General features: G+C 49.3%; 13 protein-coding genes. 9 read left to right on the forward strand and 4 right to left on the reverse strand.

Annotated elements, in window-relative coordinates; translation table 11 throughout:
• The first annotated feature begins 359 nt into the window (after positions 1-359).
• The 7 genes from ACRJJO_RS20235 (at position 360) to ACRJJO_RS20265 (ending at position 10,046) form a co-directional block, all read left to right on the forward strand.
• A complete protein-coding gene (locus tag ACRJJO_RS20235; RefSeq protein WP_431067391.1) occupies positions 360-1,814 on the forward strand; it encodes an FAD-linked oxidase C-terminal domain-containing protein in 1,455 nt (484 codons plus the stop codon).
• Between the two features lie 2 nt (positions 1,815-1,816).
• Complete coding sequence (gene glcE, locus ACRJJO_RS20240) at positions 1,817-2,887, forward strand: glycolate oxidase subunit GlcE (RefSeq protein ID WP_431067392.1); 1,071 nt, start codon at positions 1,817-1,819, stop codon at positions 2,885-2,887.
• Between the two features lie 3 nt (positions 2,888-2,890).
• A complete protein-coding gene (gene glcF, locus ACRJJO_RS20245; protein WP_431067393.1) occupies positions 2,891-4,159 on the forward strand; it encodes a glycolate oxidase subunit GlcF in 1,269 nt (422 codons plus the stop codon).
• Positions 4,160-5,203: 1,044 nt separating this feature from the next.
• Positions 5,204-5,617 carry a BLUF domain-containing protein gene (locus ACRJJO_RS20250; RefSeq protein ID WP_431067394.1) on the forward strand — a complete coding sequence of 138 codons (414 nt, stop codon included), beginning with the start codon at positions 5,204-5,206 and terminating at the stop codon, positions 5,615-5,617.
• 220 nt (positions 5,618-5,837) lie between these two features.
• A complete protein-coding gene (pyp, locus tag ACRJJO_RS20255; RefSeq protein WP_431067395.1) occupies positions 5,838-7,295 on the forward strand; it encodes a photoactive yellow protein in 1,458 nt (485 codons plus the stop codon).
• Positions 7,292-8,473 carry a hypothetical protein gene (locus ACRJJO_RS20260; RefSeq protein ID WP_431067396.1) on the forward strand — a complete coding sequence of 394 codons (1,182 nt, stop codon included), beginning with the start codon at positions 7,292-7,294 and terminating at the stop codon, positions 8,471-8,473. Before pyp ends, ACRJJO_RS20260 begins: the two co-directional genes overlap by 4 nt.
• Before the next feature lie 148 nt (positions 8,474-8,621).
• On the forward strand, positions 8,622-10,046 hold the full coding sequence (locus ACRJJO_RS20265; protein WP_431067397.1) for a multicopper oxidase family protein: 1,425 nt from the start codon (positions 8,622-8,624) through the stop codon (positions 10,044-10,046).
• A gap of 368 nt (positions 10,047-10,414) precedes the next feature.
• Here ACRJJO_RS20265 and ACRJJO_RS20270 read toward each other — a convergent pair whose 3' ends face one another.
• Positions 10,415-10,609, reverse strand: a complete 195-nt coding sequence (locus ACRJJO_RS20270) for a methyltransferase family protein (protein WP_431067398.1) — start codon at positions 10,607-10,609, stop codon at positions 10,415-10,417.
• 201 nt (positions 10,610-10,810) lie between these two features.
• On the reverse strand, positions 10,811-11,050 hold the full coding sequence (locus ACRJJO_RS20275) for a hypothetical protein (RefSeq protein WP_431067399.1): 240 nt from the start codon (positions 11,048-11,050) through the stop codon (positions 10,811-10,813).
• A gap of 610 nt (positions 11,051-11,660) precedes the next feature.
• Between ACRJJO_RS20275 and prsT the strand changes: the two genes are divergently transcribed.
• On the forward strand, positions 11,661-14,510 hold the full coding sequence (gene prsT, locus ACRJJO_RS20280) for an XrtA/PEP-CTERM system TPR-repeat protein PrsT (RefSeq protein ID WP_431067400.1): 2,850 nt from the start codon (positions 11,661-11,663) through the stop codon (positions 14,508-14,510).
• Positions 14,511-14,621: 111 nt separating this feature from the next.
• The gene (gene xdp1 / locus ACRJJO_RS20285; protein ID WP_431067401.1) at positions 14,622-15,410 is read left to right on the forward strand and encodes an exosortase-dependent surface protein XDP1; all 789 of its coding nucleotides are present in this window, start codon (positions 14,622-14,624) and stop codon (positions 15,408-15,410) included.
• A gap of 95 nt (positions 15,411-15,505) precedes the next feature.
• Here xdp1 and ACRJJO_RS20290 read toward each other — a convergent pair whose 3' ends face one another.
• Both ACRJJO_RS20290 and ACRJJO_RS20295 read right to left on the reverse strand, forming a co-directional pair.
• Positions 15,506-16,150, reverse strand: coding sequence for a hypothetical protein (locus ACRJJO_RS20290; RefSeq protein WP_431067402.1), 645 nt, complete (start codon positions 16,148-16,150; stop codon positions 15,506-15,508).
• 572 nt (positions 16,151-16,722) lie between these two features.
• A partial coding sequence (locus tag ACRJJO_RS20295; RefSeq protein WP_431067403.1) for a hypothetical protein occupies positions 16,723-16,904 on the reverse strand: 182 nt, incomplete at its 5' end.

Raw genomic sequence — 16,904 nt, forward strand, 5'->3', positions numbered from 1 at the left:
TCCCCTAACGGGCTATTCTCGGCAAAATCGTCAGTGCTCGGCGCGGCCTAACGGGACCCAGGCGGGCGCCCTGAGTCAAATCAAATTGGCTGAACGTTCTAAGTATTCAGGTTGATTTTTCCAGGCATTTTTTGAAGATTTAATCGAACGACACAAGAACGAGGGAATTATTCAGCTCTCTGTTTTCTATACCAATTGATAACATGGATTTTTCCTTGAAAAAGGGTCTGACATATCACATGCAGGAAACTAAAAAACGGTTGGCAAATTTTCTGTTTACATAACACATGTTCGGGAAAAACGAGATTTCTGTTATGTTAAGGGATCTCCCTCAAGTATTCACTTTCAAATAATTCACGATGCATCACGCCAATTTAGCCGAAGCCTTCCAAAACATTCTGCCGTTCGAATCGGTACTGTACGAGCCCGAGGATCTAAGGCCCTATGAATGCGATGGACTGTCGGCGTATCGGCAACTGCCGATGATCGTGGTTTTGCCTGGCAATGAAACCGAGGTCATCGAAATCCTCAAAATCTGCGAAGCGGAAAAAATTCCGGTCGTCGCGCGCGGTGCCGGCACAGGGCTTTCCGGCGGCGCGTTGCCGCATGCCGACGGCGTATTGCTGTCCCTCGCCAAACTGAACGAGATTCTCGAAATCGACCCCGTGGCCTGTACCGCGCGCGTGCAACCCGGCGTGCGGAATCTTGCAATCAGCGAAGCGGCCGAAACCTACGGACTGTATTACGCACCCGACCCATCATCGCAAATTGCCTGCACAATCGGCGGCAACGTTGCCGAAAATTCCGGCGGCGTCCATTGCCTGAAATACGGACTGACCGTACACAATATCCTGAAACTGCGAGTGTTGACTATCGAGGGTGATGTGCTCGAAATCGGCTCGGAAGCGCTCGATAGCTCCGGCTTCGATCTGCTCGCTCTGATGACCGGCAGCGAAGGCATGCTCGGCATTATCAGCGAAATCACCGTGAAATTGCTGCCGAAACCCGAAACGGCCCGATTGGTGATGGCCGCATTCGACGACATCGAAAAGGCCGGTGCGGCGGTCGCGAACATCATCCGTGCCGGCATCGTGCCGGCCGGTCTGGAAATGATGGACAAAATGACGATAGCGGCCGTCGAAGAATTTATTCACGCGGGCTACGATCCCGACGCCGAAGCGATACTGTTGTGCGAATCCGACGGCTCGAACGAAGTGGTCGCCGACGAAATCGAGAAGATACGGGACATCATGCACGAAAGCGGCGCGGTCCGCATCGATACCGCGCACTCCGATGCCGAACGCCAGCGTTTTTGGGCCGGGCGCAAAGCCGCCTTTCCGGCGGCCGGCCGGGTCTCGCCCGATTATTACTGCATGGACGGCACGATTCCGCGCAAGCATCTCGCCGAGGTTCTGCGCCGAATCGAAGACTTGTCTTTAGAATTCGGACTACGCTGCATGAATGTGTTTCATGCCGGCGACGGCAATTTGCACCCGTTGATTCTATACGACGCAAACCGGAGCGGCGAGCTCGAAAAGGCTGAAAACTTCGGCGCGCGAATCCTCGAAATATGCATCGAGGCCGGCGGTTCCTTGACCGGCGAACACGGCGTCGGCATCGAAAAATTAAATCAAATGTGCCTGCAATTCGGCGACGCCGAGCGCGACCTGTTTCATGCCGTCAAGGCCGCATTCGATCCGGATTCGCAGCTGAATCCAGGCAAGGCGATTCCGTCGCTGCGCCGCTGCGCCGAATTCGGCGCGATGCATGTCCATCGCGGCGAAGAAAAGTTTCCGGATTTACCGAGATTCTGAACATGGAAACGATAGTCGAACAACTCACTGAATACGTCGTCAAAGCGAACGAGAACAAACAGGCGCTTTGTATTCGCGGCGGCGGCAGCAAAGACTTTTACGGCAATCCTAAAGGACTGCACGATTCGAAGCTGGAAACCGGACCGTATCGCGGCATCGTCGATTACGATCCGACGGAACTGGTCGTCAGTGCACGAGCCGGAACGCCGTTGAACGAACTGGAAAGCCTATTGAGCGAACACGGCCAGATGCTGGCCTTCGAACCGCCTGATTTCAACGGAACGACGACGCTGGGCGGCTGTATCGCTTCCGGGCTTTCGGGACCGAGGCGCGCCTATACCGGAGCGGCCAGAGATTTCGTGCTCGGCATCAAACTGCTCGACGGCCAGGGCCGAATTTTGAATTTCGGCGGACGGGTCATGAAAAACGTCGCCGGCTACGACGTCTCGCGCCTGATGACCGGCGCGATGGGCACGTTGGGCGTGCTGCTCGAAGTCTCGCTCAAAGTACTGCCGAAACCGGAATCCGAACGTACGCTCTGTTTCGAACTGCCGGTCGAGCAGGCACTGGAAACGATGCGGCGCTGCGCCGGCAAAACGCTGCCGGTCTCGGCGAGCTGTCATATCGACCGGCGTCTTTATATCCGTCTCTCCGGCATCGAGTCCGCCATTGATGCCGCGCACGTCAAGCTGGGCGGCGACGAATTCGGCGACAGTCTGAGCTTTTGGGAATCGATCAAAAATCAGACGCATCCCTTTTTTAGCGGCAACAAAAGGCTCTGGCGTTTATCGCTCAAGCCCACTGCCCCGCCCTTTTCGATCACCGGCGAACAAGCGATCGAATGGGGCGGCGCGCTACGCTGGTTTGCGGCGGCCAAAGACTATGATGCAACAGCGGTTCGCGCCCAAACCGAAAAGGCCGGCGGACATGCGACATTGTTCCGCGGCAAGGACCCGAACATACCGGTCTTTCATCCGCTGCCGCCGTCTTTGTTGAAAATTCATCAGCGCCTGAAACGTCAATTCGACCCGGCCGGCATCTTCAATCCGCAGCGTCTGTTTCCAGAGTTTTGAACGATGCAGACCCGACTCGACGAACAATTTCAAAATACCCCGCAAGGCCGCGAAGCCGAAACGATACTGCGTAGCTGCGTCCATTGCGGCTTCTGTCTTGCTACCTGCCCGACCTACCAGCTTTCGGGAAATGAACTCGACAGCCCGCGCGGCCGGATTTATCTGATCAAACAACTGCTCGAAGGCCAGGAAGTCACGAGGAAGACGCAATTACACTTGGACCGCTGCCTAACTTGCCGCGCCTGCGAAAGCACCTGTCCTTCAGGCGTGGAGTACGCGCGCTTGCTCGATATCGGCCGCAATGAAGTCGAACAAACGATAAAGCGATCTCCTATCGACCGGATGCTTCGTTTTGCGTTGCGCAAGGTGCTGCCGAATCGGAGTTTGTTTGCGTTTGTTTTGAAATCGGCTAGGCTGAGCCGACCCTTGCTGCCTGAGCGATTGCAAAGAATGGTGCCAGCCCAACCGAAGATTCGGCAAAACCCGCCGCAGGCCAATCATCCACGTAGAATGCTGGTACTGCAAGTCTGCGTGCAACCCGCGTTAAATCCCGACATCAACCACGCTGCAGAACGCGTGCTGGACAAGCTCGGTATAGCGCTCGTAGACGCGCAACAGGCCGGTTGCTGCGGCGCTCTCGCCTATCATCTCGACGCACAACCCGAAGGACTGGATGCGATGCGCCGTCTGATCGATGCCTGGTGGCCCTACATTGCAAATCCCGATAAGCTGATTGAGGCGATCGTCGTCACGGCGAGCGGCTGCGGCGTTATGGTCAAGGATTACGGCCGTCTGCTGAAACACGACTCGGCTTACGCTGAAAAGGCGGCCCGCGTTTCGGAACTGGCCAAAGACATCGGCGAAATCGTCGCCGCGGAACGGCCCGAACTGACTCGCCTACTGGAAAACTGCCCAGCGCCCGAGGCCGAAGCCATCGCGTTTCACGCGCCTTGCACGCTGCAACACGGACAGCGACTCGACGGCGTCATCGAAAGCATTCTGCAAACGGCCGGCTTTCGATTGACCCGCGTCGGCGATACTCATTTGTGTTGCGGCTCAGCCGGCGCCTATTCGATAGTACAGCCGCACATCGCCCGGCAGCTACGCGACAACAAAATCGCCGCCTTGACCCGGGACGACCCAGCTATCGTCGTCACCGCGAATATCGGCTGTCAGATGCATTTGCAAAGCGGAACCCAACTGCCGGTGCGGCATTGGATCGAAATCCTGGATCAGGTTTTGTGCGGACAAACGGAAGATCGTTTTCCCTAAATTCGGCAATGAGTCCACGAAAATCATCATAGAGCTACATCAAGCTCTTGAACCTAAATTCGGCAGTTTGACCATGAAGCACATGAAGTTAATGAAGTATTCCAAAAGATTATCTCAATATTCCAGCTAATGATTAGGTCATAGATAACGTCCTTATTTTATGTGGGTTCGGTTGCTCGATTGACCGATTCGGCGGCAGGGAGCCGCCATCAAGCCTACAAGGACGTATTCACCCAGCACCTAAATTCCATAACCCATTGGCCATCATTGACTATCCTGGGTAATTTAAGTGCTGGGTTCACGGCGTCCTGTCAAACGAATATCCGAACCCTAGACAAAGGCCCAGCTTTAACATTTTTCGGTCTTTAGGTCATGGGTGCTTCATTTGTTAAGGCTTAGCAAGTTATTGAATTAACTTATTATTCATGATCTTAATGGTGAAATGTTTTTTTATAATAACGACTTCGTGCCAATTTTTTTGCCGGATCAAAAACCTTCCTGCCCCCACCAACTCGCGAACCACTCGGTAGTAATTATTCACCCCCCTATCGTTCCCACGCTCCAGCGTGGGAATGAAGACCGAGACGCTCTAGCGTCTCGTACCGCTGGAGCGGTACTCAAGCATTCCCACGCAGAGCATGGGAACGAGAATGGCCGGGGGTCTGAATACTCACACTCGGTAAAATCGCGGATGGCTCCAAAATCCTTCAAGCGCAGGTCGACATAACCCTGATTGCCCCACACCACGCCATCCAAATAACCCTCTTCCATTTCAGTCTCGATGGTTTTTCAGTAAAGCTTGGCGACAGTCCGGCAAACAGCCAAGCGATATCCCTTTTGATAGAAGTTTCCAACTCGATGCCATTGATATATAGCTTCTCGCTGATATATATCTTAGAGATGCGGCTGCTTCTATTTGACTCCGTCAGGATATTCGCTTCGACAAGCCGAAGCTTCTTGTTGATCAGATTACTTTTACTGTGTAATCAATTATTATATGAACCGATTCAGTTGATTTCTCCAGCAATGAATTCGAGGTGTGCAATGTATTTAGTCAGGCTGATATACGCCAGCAGAGCAAGAGAAGGCTTCGGACCGACCGATGTCGAGCAAATTTTAGGAGTTGCCCGCAAAACCAATGCCCAAAAAGGCATAACTGGCATGTTGTGTTTCAATGGTTATAATTTTTTGCAATCATTGGAAGGCTCGCGTACAGCTGTCAATGAATTGTACCGTCATATTCTTGAAGATAAACGCCATTTCGATACAACCTTGTTGGAATATCACGAGATAATAGCCCGCGATTTTGATAATTGGCATATGGGATATCTAGGGTTGACCAAAGAAAATCAAGCATTATTGTTGCGTTTTTCAAATAATTTGGAATTTGACCCCTTCAAGATGAGTGGCGCCACTGCTCATGCAATGTTGTGTGAATTAAGCGAGACGCTTCCATAGAAACCACCAGAATATCTTGAATCCAAACCCCGGCTTGACCTTTCTAAGCAACTTACCTTAATCCGCTACTATGCCAAAATCTGTCACATTGAAGTCTCGATTAACTGTCCATTTCCTTTCATACGGTGTTTTTTTCTTTATAGCGAGCTTAATCTTTACTTTTTCCCTGCAAAACCATGACGTTTTTAATACATTATCAGTAGAAATACGATCTCAGGTTTTGCAAATCGCTTATATTTTTCTCGGCATACTGGTAGCATTTACAGCGCTTGTCGTTATTATGCTCAATATACTACTAGAGAAAAACCTCACCGTTCCGATTAACAAAGGCATTTCGCGGCTGGAAAACATGCAAAAGGATTTGAATATTCGTTTGGAATATTCAAATGACGATGAACTGGGAAGTTTATTTTCCGCTTTCAACGGTTATTCGAGCCAATTGCATCAAATCATAGAAGAAGTCGCAAGAACCTCGGACGACCTTAACGTTGCTGTCGAGCAATTTGCCGGGAATACTCACCAAAGTATCGATCTTGCACATTCACAACAACAAGAGACCGATCAAGTCGTCAAGGCGAGTGCTCAGATGACCGTTTCATCAAATGAAACGGCCGAGCATGCCGATGCGACTCAAAAAGTCGCCTCCGACGCTAAAGAACAAACCAAAATGGGATTACAAGTAGTCAATGAAACGATGTCCTCAATCAGTATGTTGGCAAATCAAATGGAATCCATGCAATCGGCGGTCAGTCGACTCGACCAGGGCAATCACAACATCGGAGACGTAATCGACACTATCGCTAAAATTGCCGATCAAACGAATCTTTTAGCATTGAACGCGGCTATCGAGGCCGCTCGAGCCGGCGAGCACGGTCGCGGTTTTGCCGTTGTTGCCGATGAAGTTCGAAAACTCGCTTTTGATACGCAAGAAGCCACTCAACAAATACATGCCATCATCGCCGACCTGCAAGAATCAGCACAAGCAGTAACCGGTGCGATTGAACAAGGTACGACACAAGCGCATAACTGTGTAGAACAAGCCAATAAGGCCGGAGAATCTCTGCATACAATCGATCATCGAGTGGATTCGGTTTACGACATGGGAAAACAAATCGCTTTAGCCGCTCGCGATCAAAATAGCGTAGCAACCGATATTAGCCAAAGCATGCTTCGTATTAATGAACTCGCCGAGGCAAACGCTCAGGCGATGAATCAAAATCAAGAAGTGAGTCAAGCCCTGTCACAGCGCGCGCAAAAACTGGAAAAATTGGTTTCCAACTTTAAAACCAACACACTATCATCCAGCATCGTGGAATTCGGACGCGACGATATCGAAAGCGCTATGCGTAAAATGAGCAGCGAAGAGCTGGATAGCATAGCATTCGGTGCAATCGAATTGGATAAAAACGGCCGCATTTTGCGATATAACTCCGCGGAAGGCGATATAACCGGACGCAATCCGAAAGAAGTCCTCGGTCGAAACTTTTTCACCGAAGTCGCCCCCTGTACAGACACTCCCCTATTCAAAGGCGAGTTCGACAAAGGGGCTCGTATGGGCTTTCTCAACAAAAAATTCGAATACACTTTTGATTACAACATGCGCCCGACCAAAGTTAAAGTACATATGAAAAAATCACTGAGTGGCGATACCTATTGGATTTTTGTTAAACGTGTATGATGTGGTGGCAAAACGGCGCTAATTTGCGCCGATTGATTGTCGATTTCGTACTTGGGCATATAAGTCGATTACGCCCTGGCGCTCACATGCCGTCTCCGCAAGCAGTCATGCTTTCAGAAAATTGGTCGGCTTCGCCGCTCAACATTGACTCATTGGAATTGGTGGATTGCGCAACGGCATTCGCACGAATGTTGCATATTGCGGACTCCGGGCTGGAAGATTTTTTACTTGCAAAACCTTCGGTCAACGGCTGGAAGGAGATCGCGACGGCGAGTCTTGAAAATTTTCATCAATTCATCAGCTTTTCCAGCTCAGGATCGACATCTTCTCCTGTCGTTACGACAATACCCCTCGCTCATATTCAACAAGAAGTCGATTTTATCGCTCAGCATTTGTTACCCGGCAATAGCGCTGTTCGTCGGATTTGGGCTTTGATTCCGGCTCAACATATCTACGGCTTTATTTTTACAATGGCATTGCCGAGCAGATTGGTCAATCGGCCGGAAGTGATAGATGGACGCCAACGCTTACCGATTTCATTAGAAAAAAGCTTACAGGATGGAGACATCATCGTCTCAATACCTGACTTTTGGCAACATTGGATAAATTCGGGGCTTAGATTGCCGCGTCCGGTTACGGTTGTTATGGCCGGCGCACCTTGCGCACCAAAAATACTCGCTGCTTTATTAGCGCAAAACGCAGATACCATTGAAATTTACGGAGCAACCGAAACCGGAGGCATTGGCTATCGAAAAAAACCTGATGAACCGTTTTCTTTGTTCCCTTATTGGCAAATCGTTAACGATTCGATTCGCAACCATCTTCATAGCGCTAACTTTCCAGACAAACTACACTGGGTAGATAAAAAACACTTTATTATTCGAGGACGTAAAGACGGAAAAATCCAAATCGCCGGAACCAATGTTAATCTCGAAGCGATTGCTTCAGAGATCAAACAGCATGCTGCCATTCATGAATCGGTGGTTAGGTTCGACGGAAACCGGCTGAAAGCATACATCGTACCTAATAAAGACAGCCAACTAAACTCGTCTATGTTGATCGATGAACTGTCTTCATGGTTATCGACTCGACTGCCTAGTACACAGATACCCAAACATTTCACGGTAGGTTCAAAATTGCCGCGAAATGGGATGGGTAAACTATGTGATTGGGATTAATTACTCTTTTAATCCTACTTCCTTAATATACCTATCGGAGATGAGTGTAAAAAATGCCCGCCCCACTTTTTCCACGCTTTTTCCTTGATTTTATGCGGTAAAATGCTCTCGATAAACGTCCCGTTCTGAAATCCGCTAAATAAAAACTATGAAATCATCTTTATTGTTTTCGCTACGATTATCGTTATGTTGCATCCTAAGCCTATTGACCGCAGAGTTGCCGCATGCCGAAGAGACTTTATCCGTCGATAACGAAGCGGTGACCGAACAATTGCAACAAGAATTTCACGGTTCTTATCCGGAAACCGCCTCGCCTTCGAATAAAGTCCATAGCCAAGAACTGATTGCCGCCGAAGCCGAATGGGGAATCCTACCGCCTTACCAGACTACGGTTTGGGCTTATAACGGCAAAATTGCCCCCGTTATCCGCATCAACCTGGGCGAAACGCTCAAGCTGACGTTGCACAACAAGTTACCGCAAGCGACCTCGATTCATTGGCACGGAATAAGACTGCCGAATGCCATGGACGGCGTGCCGGGCGTCACCCAGCCGGCCATCGAACCCGGCGCAAGCTTCACCTATGAATTTACCCCGAAAGACGCCGGCACGTTCTGGTTTCATCCACATGCCAATTCTCCCGAACAAATCGAACGCGGCTTGCAAGGACTATTGATCGTCGAAAACCCGGACGAGCCGAAATATTCGCAAGATCTCGCCTGGATCTTGGATGACTGGCTATTGGAAAAAGGCGCGAAAATTCACGACCGCTTCGTCACCGGTCATGACTTGATGCATGATGGGCGCTGGGGCAACGTTGTGACGATCAACGGCCATTACCGACCGTCTATTCCGGTAAAACCCGGCGAACGCATTCGGATCAGAATGGTTAATTCCGCCAACGGTCGCGTGTTCGCGCCCACCGTGGAAGGCATCGAAACCCAAATTATCGCCGTTGACGGTCTGCCGGCCCAAAGCCCCATAACGTTACAAAATTTTTATTTGGCTCCCGGCAATCGCATCGATCTGGACCTGACCATTCCTAAAAACGCCGCCGGAAAAACATTCGCTGTTTTGGATAGCTTCGGCAACAAAGCCAATAACTTGGCCATATTACAAGTGGAAGACACGGCAGCGGTAACTACGCCGACCTTCAAGCCCATCCAGGCCAAGCATTTTCCGGACTGGCGATCGGCAATCGACGCCCCGGTCACGCACGAGTTCATGCTGAACGCAATGCGCGGAGGCGAGCACGGCATTACCTGGACCATCGACGGCCACAGCGGTCACGACACTATCGCGCAAGAACTGCAAACCCAACGCTTTTACCGCCTGCGCTTCACCAATCGTTCTTATCGCTTGCATCCGATGCATCTGCACGGACAATTCTTCCAAGTCATCGCGGTCGACGACCGGCCGGTACGGGAAGGTTTTTGGCGCGACACGGTATTGATTGGTCCCAAGCAATCGGTCGATATCGGCTTGGTGCCGATCGACAAAGGGCTCTGGGCGCTACACTGCCATATTCTCGAACACGCCGAAGCCGGGATGATGACTACGATACGCATTCAATAACCCGAAAATCTCGGTACGAATTATCACGGAATATTGCTAACGACAAAAATCATTCGACTAAAATAACCGCGCTCTTCCCAAAAATACGGCTATAGGTTTTGAATATCAACTGACGTTCCTGTCGCTGAGGCCATGACTTGGTATTCGATGCTGAAATGTGTACTTTGCCAAGCCGGCCGCCACCATTAAACCTAAAATCGGCAGTTTAATCATGGTTCATTATGTAACTCAAGAGGATGCCTGAGTATCACCGACAAGCTATCGGGTCAGCGAAAGCTTTATACGAACGCTCAACAAGCTATTGAATTAACTTCTTATTCTTCATGGTCTTCATGGTGAAATGCATGTTCTAGGTTAAAGCTCGGTTTTCAGTAAAACCAGCGAGGAACGGGGCTTGAATAATGCTCCCATTCCTTTCCATACTTTCGCGCCAATAACGGCTCCTCGCCGAATACGACCCTAAGATGAAAACCGACAGCCAGGATAACGGTATAAACGAACTGCCCGGGTGCACTAAAACACAACACCCCTCCCAGAAGAATCAGCATAACTGAAATATACATCACGCTCTTTCCCAAGCTCCAGCTTGGGAAAGACACTCCGGAAGCTCAGGCTTCCTGAGACCGACACAACCACCGCAATTCTAAATCAACCCCGGCTTGCTCGTTCAATCGTCCTTGATAGTCGGGAAGCTAGAGCTTTCTGAACAGGTTACCCAAGCTGGAGCTTGGGTAACCGCATAACAAAGCAAGCAACGACCTATATCAGTATTCAAAGACACCCTGTCCTTTGATGACTTTGTTGGCATACCTGTCAGTAGCCAGACCCATCAAATGCATGAAGATGAATTTCTGATTGAGCAAGCAGACTTTATTAACGGCACCCTGCCCAAGCGATCCAAGGTCATATTCGGAAAAACCTTCGTAATATGCAAACAAGTCATCCGCTTCGCTTCTATCGCCGGACAAGAATTTGAAGTTTTTACAGTCTTGACGAGTACTCACGATCCTTTCATACCCCGACAATCAAGGATGCGCGGGCGTGGGCAGGTAGAGACGGATTGCCTTTCAATCGTATATTGTTCAAGAGAGAAATCGATACCCGGATAATTCCTCAGCATCTCATCATAGAGCCGGACAGCAACAGTTGATACCGCTATATCGGCCATCTCGACACGGAGCGGAGGCCGCGATACTCGACGATTTCGCAGGCGGCAGACGCGCGCCTAATGTACGTCCGCTTCCGGTACGGCAATCGTGTATGAAGCCGTGTGGACGACATGCCAAACAATCGTTATCCCTTGGGGAGTGAAAGTCGCAAACGTTGAATTAAAACATTCACACCGAACCTACAGCATATTGATTTCACTCGGTACATCGGGAATATCCATTGCCCATTCGAAAGCCACGGGCTTCAGGAAAGTTGAATTTCCGCTATTTGCGATACACTATGGATTCTTATGCTTAATTATCGCATGGTAGTCGGGTTCGCGCGATCTTTGAATGAAACCGGCGCGGCGGAAATATGGCACTGCCAAGCGGCATGGATTCGCTATGTTCCTATAAGCTTAGCGAGTTAAACGATTTCTTTTTTCTATCGTCGGAATACAAAACAATGAATACATTAAGCAATTTATTTATCAGAACCTGCCGTCTAACAGCAATTATGATGAAAAAATTCGCATCGAGTCTGATCGTCTTGCCGGTATTGTTATACTCGGCCGGAGCCTTGGCGATTTCTGATCAAGCCGGTCAAGATTATGAAAAGGCGGTTGTTGCGTATCGTAATGGTGAAGTCAAGACAGCCATCATTCATTTAAAAAATGCTCTTCAGCATCATCCTGATTACGTATCGGCACATATTTTATTGGGCGAAGCTTATTTGCGGGAAAAAGATCTTGCCGGCGCCGAAGTCGCTTTATCTCGAGCAATGAAGCTTGGGGCCGACAAATCGCTGCTTGTCCGGCATCTGGCGCAATTGTATCTTTACCAAATCAAATACAGTCAACTAATCAATGAAATCGATCCCGAGCATTACAGTCAATCGGTTCAATCCGAACTTTACGTATTCCGCGGCGACGCCTATTTGCAACTCGGCCTGATCGACAATGCAATTGAAGAATATAATACGGCAGCTCGAAAAAACCCTGCATCGGTTGCCCCATCAATAGGTAGAGCCAATGCCCTGCTCCGCAAAAACGATTTTCAAGAAGCATCATTGTTTGCCGATCAGGCTACCTTGATGGAACCCGGTAATGCCGGTACTTGGTATATCAAAGCATCCATCAAACATGCCAAAGGCGAATTGAATGCTGCGGTCGCCGATTACGACAAAGCGTTGAGCATTGATCCCGAACATCTCGACGCCCGTCTGGCCCGTATCGGAATTTTCATGGACCAGAAAAAAGACGGACAAGCCGAGTCCGATCTTCTATTCGTTAGGAAAACGTATCCTTTCGAACCCAAAGCGGCCTATTTACTTTCCGTTGTATTGGCGCGTAACGGTAAAGTAGATGAAGCAGCTAAGTCTCTGGAGGAAGCCGACGACATTTTGAGTCAGATCAAACAGGAATTTTTACTACAACACTCGCAAAGCTTACTACTTTCAGCCTTGGTCAATTACAGCCTAAACCGGTTCGAACAAGCGTCCGTTTTCGCAAAAAACTATATCGATCGTTTTCCGGATCATCCCGGCGTCTACAAATTGCTCGGAACGATGCTCCTGTCGAAAAACGCTCCGGACAAAGTCATCGAACTGCTGAATCCGGTGATACCGCACGCGCACAAAGATTTCCGGCTATCGTTGATCCTTGCCGAAGCCTATATGAAATTGGGCCGTTACGACAAAGCAACAGAGATGCTCAACCTAGCGTCCGAAAACACCTCGCACGTTGAGGGCGGACGGACTGATTTGGGGCTGGCATGGCTTGCTTTGGGTCAAGAAAACCAGGGTATTGAAGAACTGGAACGCGATTTCGCGGCTAACCCCGTGTCCGGTACAGCCGGTTTGCCTCTGCTAATTCTCTACGTCAAAAGGGGCGAAACCGGCAAAGGAATGGCTCTCGCACGACAGTTGCATCTCAAAGAACCTGAAAATCTCACGATATTGAACATGCTTGGCATCGTTCAGGCGGCTGCGGGACAATTGACCGAAGCCCGGAACAGTTTTGAAAAGGCGGCGGAGATTAACTCCCAATTCCTTCCCGCACAATTCAACCTAGGCAAATTGGATTCGGCTGAAAAAAAATTCGACAAAGCTGAACGCCGATTGTCTGAATTGCACAGCAAATACCCGCAAAATCAAGCCGTCATGATTGAATTGGCCAGAGTACTCGGTAATACCTCGAATTATGATGAAGCGGAACGTGTGTTGACGGAAGCCAAAAAAATCAACGCCAAATCGGTGCCGGTTTTTTTAGCGCAAATCGATTTAAAATTAAAACAGCAGAAGTATTCCGAGGCGGTACAAGTTGCCAGGGGAGCTTTAGCTTTAGCACCTGAGGACGCAGGCATACTCGGTGCGCTTGGACAAGCATACCTGTCGTCGGGCAATAATAAACAGGCGGCCGTGATTTTCGAACGGATGGCCAGGAACGCCGGATTTCATGCGGAACGGCTCTATGACATCGCAAACCTCCAGATTGCCGCCGAAGATTATCTAAACGCCATCGAATCCCTTAAAAATGCCGTTTTGAGTGATGAAGCCCATGTACCCTCACGAATTAGACTAGCCGAATTGCAATTGAATTACGGTAATCCGCTTTTGGCTCTAAATTTGGCACAGGAATTGGTTGAAAAATATCCCGAAAAAGCCCACGGATACCGGTTAATGGGCGATATCCAAAGGCGCGAACAAAATTATACCGGTGCTTTGCAGCACTATCGAACGGCTTTCGGCAAAGAAAAGAATATCGATCATTTGATGAAGCTGTACTTTGCTTACAAACAGGCAGGACAAAATAACGACGCATTCGAATTGTTGAAATCTTGGACAGGCGACCGGCCGGACGACCATGCGGCGATTGCCGCCTTGGCCGAAGAGTTTTTACATAGAAACAAATGGCACGAAGCACAACAGCATTTTGAACGATTGTCGACGATTTACCCGAACGACGCGTCCTTAATGAACAATCTGGCTTACATTTATTTTCAGCAAAACGACAGCAATGCTTTACGCGTTGCCGAGCGCGCGCGCGAATTGGCGCCCGAGCTTGCCAGCGTCAACGATACGCTGGGATGGATCTTGGTCCACGAAGGACAAATCGAAAAAGGCTTGAATTATTTACGCAACGCGCACTCCCGGGCATCCGAGGATCCGGAAATCCGCTATCACATCGGCGTAGCGCTTTACCGTCTGGGCCGGCTCGACGAAGCCAAGGCGGAGTTTGAAGCTGCAATAAACACGGGGCAAACATTCAACGGCATCGAAGACGCGAAAGCATTAAGGGATAAGATCGGCCGATGATACATTAAGCGGATTAGACAAATTTCGTACCATCGTACAATAGCAGTGATATCCGGTTCGTGATAAAAAGTGTCCAAATTCAATCATTCAGCCAATCAAGGGGAAAAATATATGTTGAAAATTTATTCTGCGGCACTTTTTCTGTCCGTAGCGACAGCCTTGCCGGTAACGGCACAAGCTACGGCTTCTTTTACCATAACGTCGTCGCAGAGCCAATGCGGCAGCGGCGGTTGCACGTTCAACGGGGACGGTGTCTCGGCGGGCGTTACGGCTTTTTCATCGACAGGGAATTCAAATACCACTTTCCGAGACGCAACAACGGCTTACTGGAACGGTAGCGGTTTAGGCGTAATCAGTACAAAAGACAGCGGATCGCCTAATCATTCGGTCGATAATAATAATGGCGTCGACATCGCACTGTTTTCGTTCAGCGAAAACGTAACGCTACAATCCATTTCTATCGGCTGGAAATACTACGATGCCGATATCTCGGTATTGGCCTATACCGGAGCCGGAGCTCCATCCAGTTTGCTTGGTAATTCTGCAGCGGGTTTATTGTCTTCCGGATGGACGCTGATAGGTCATTACGCCGACTTAGTCACGAATACCGCCAAAGCAATCAACGAGGCGGCCGTTTCTTCCAGCTATTGGCTGATCAGTGCCTATAACAGTGCGTTAGGTAGCGCCCCTTCGAGCAATAGTCCGGGCGGTTATCTCGGTATGGGTAACGATTATTTTAAAGTCGTCAATTTAAAGGGTAAAACGCCGCCGTCAACGGGCAACCCGCAAAGCGTACCGGAACCGTCGACTATCTTAATGTTGACATTGGGGCTCATTTTCTTCTGGAAAACAGCACTTAAATCGCGTCAGGAAGGTTCCAGTCATACCTTGGCAGCATAGGGTCGAATTAGGGAACACCCATTAACTTGTCATAGTCAAAAATATGCAAATTTCAAAATCTGCCGCCTCCTTTCGCAATAGTTTAGCCCATGTTATCAGCCTAGTTTCAGCACATGAACTAAATAGTTGTGGTTGGGCATGCCTTCATAGGGGCGGTCGGGGCTTATCGTCATTTGGGTCTTGGCCCCCCAGTTATACATGTAGCCGGCTTCGTTAATGTAGACCCAATGACGTAGGCCAAGAAAGCCGTTATTTATGTTCGCGTTATCACCGACACCGCATACACAATTCTTGAAATTACTTAAGTTCTCTTTGCACCAGACACCATTGTGTGGGATCTCGGTCGCCTTGGCACCGATCCAGTCGATATATGCCATCAATGCGTTCTTTGTCATGGCAATACCCCAGCCGGCTTCGGTTGCCTTTGCTCCTTTAGTACCGCCACTCAACTTGATCGCATTGACTGATTTTTGGCACTCTAGGATCAGAGTGTCAATGGTCTTGTTGGCATGAACGCCTCCGAACGCCCGAGTGAACCTAACCAGTTCATCCGCAATCTCCGGTTTACTCAACTTAACATATTTTAGAAAAGCCAATATAGACAGCCCCAGGTTATATTCCAGTTCGTCCTGACTCAGTCCATTCAGAGCATCGCCGTCATTTTTCGATAGTAGTATTCCATGAATTACGGAGACGAACCCGCAAACACCACCCCAATAGTTTTGACCAAGAAGTTGCATGGTAAACCCTCTTTTTTCTAGCGTTATAATTAAGAAAACGACTCATCCAGAATAGCGATAAAAATGTTTCATTTATAGCGATGTATGCGGTAATAGCTTAAAAACATCAAATCGTCATCCCGACAGGAATTGACGCGGCCCCGGCGGCCCAAGCCGGGATGGCGCCAACTTTTAACGCGAACATAATCTAATTAATAGCCCATTCAACAAACGACGTCAATAACTCGGTAAATTGAGGTCAATCCTTATGGCACTCGCCCTTCACAGTTTCACTTATTTGACTAAGCGGATCACAGCAAGGGCTTTGATTTTGCATTATTTCGTTGGTTTCCGAGAAACCGGGGTTTCGACTAGAACAGCCCCCTTGTGTCAAGATAGTTGTCGCTGAACACTAAAAATTGAAGTGCAAGGTCTGGATGTCAAATGTAAGGTCTGGCCCACAGCCTTTCTTCGTCCGGCCTACACCCATAAAAACCGGCCTCTAGTGCCCCGATGACTCAGGGCGGTCTCTCATTATTTTTCCTGATTAGCAAGATGCTTCAGCTTACCGAAGCCAAGTGTCCGAGCAGGGGCTAGTCGTAGTCGCAAAAACTAAAATATGCTGTTACCCAAGCTCCAGCTTGGGTAACCTGTTCAGGAAGCTCTAGCTTCCCGACAATCAAGAAAGATTGAACGAGCGAGTCGGCGTTGATTGAGAAAGTGCGGAGGTTGTGTCGGTCACAGGAAGCTGGAGCTTCCGGGGTGTCTTTCCCAA

The organism is Methylotuvimicrobium sp. (assembly GCF_050611805.1).
GTDB lineage: Bacteria > Pseudomonadota > Gammaproteobacteria > Methylococcales > Methylomonadaceae > Methylotuvimicrobium.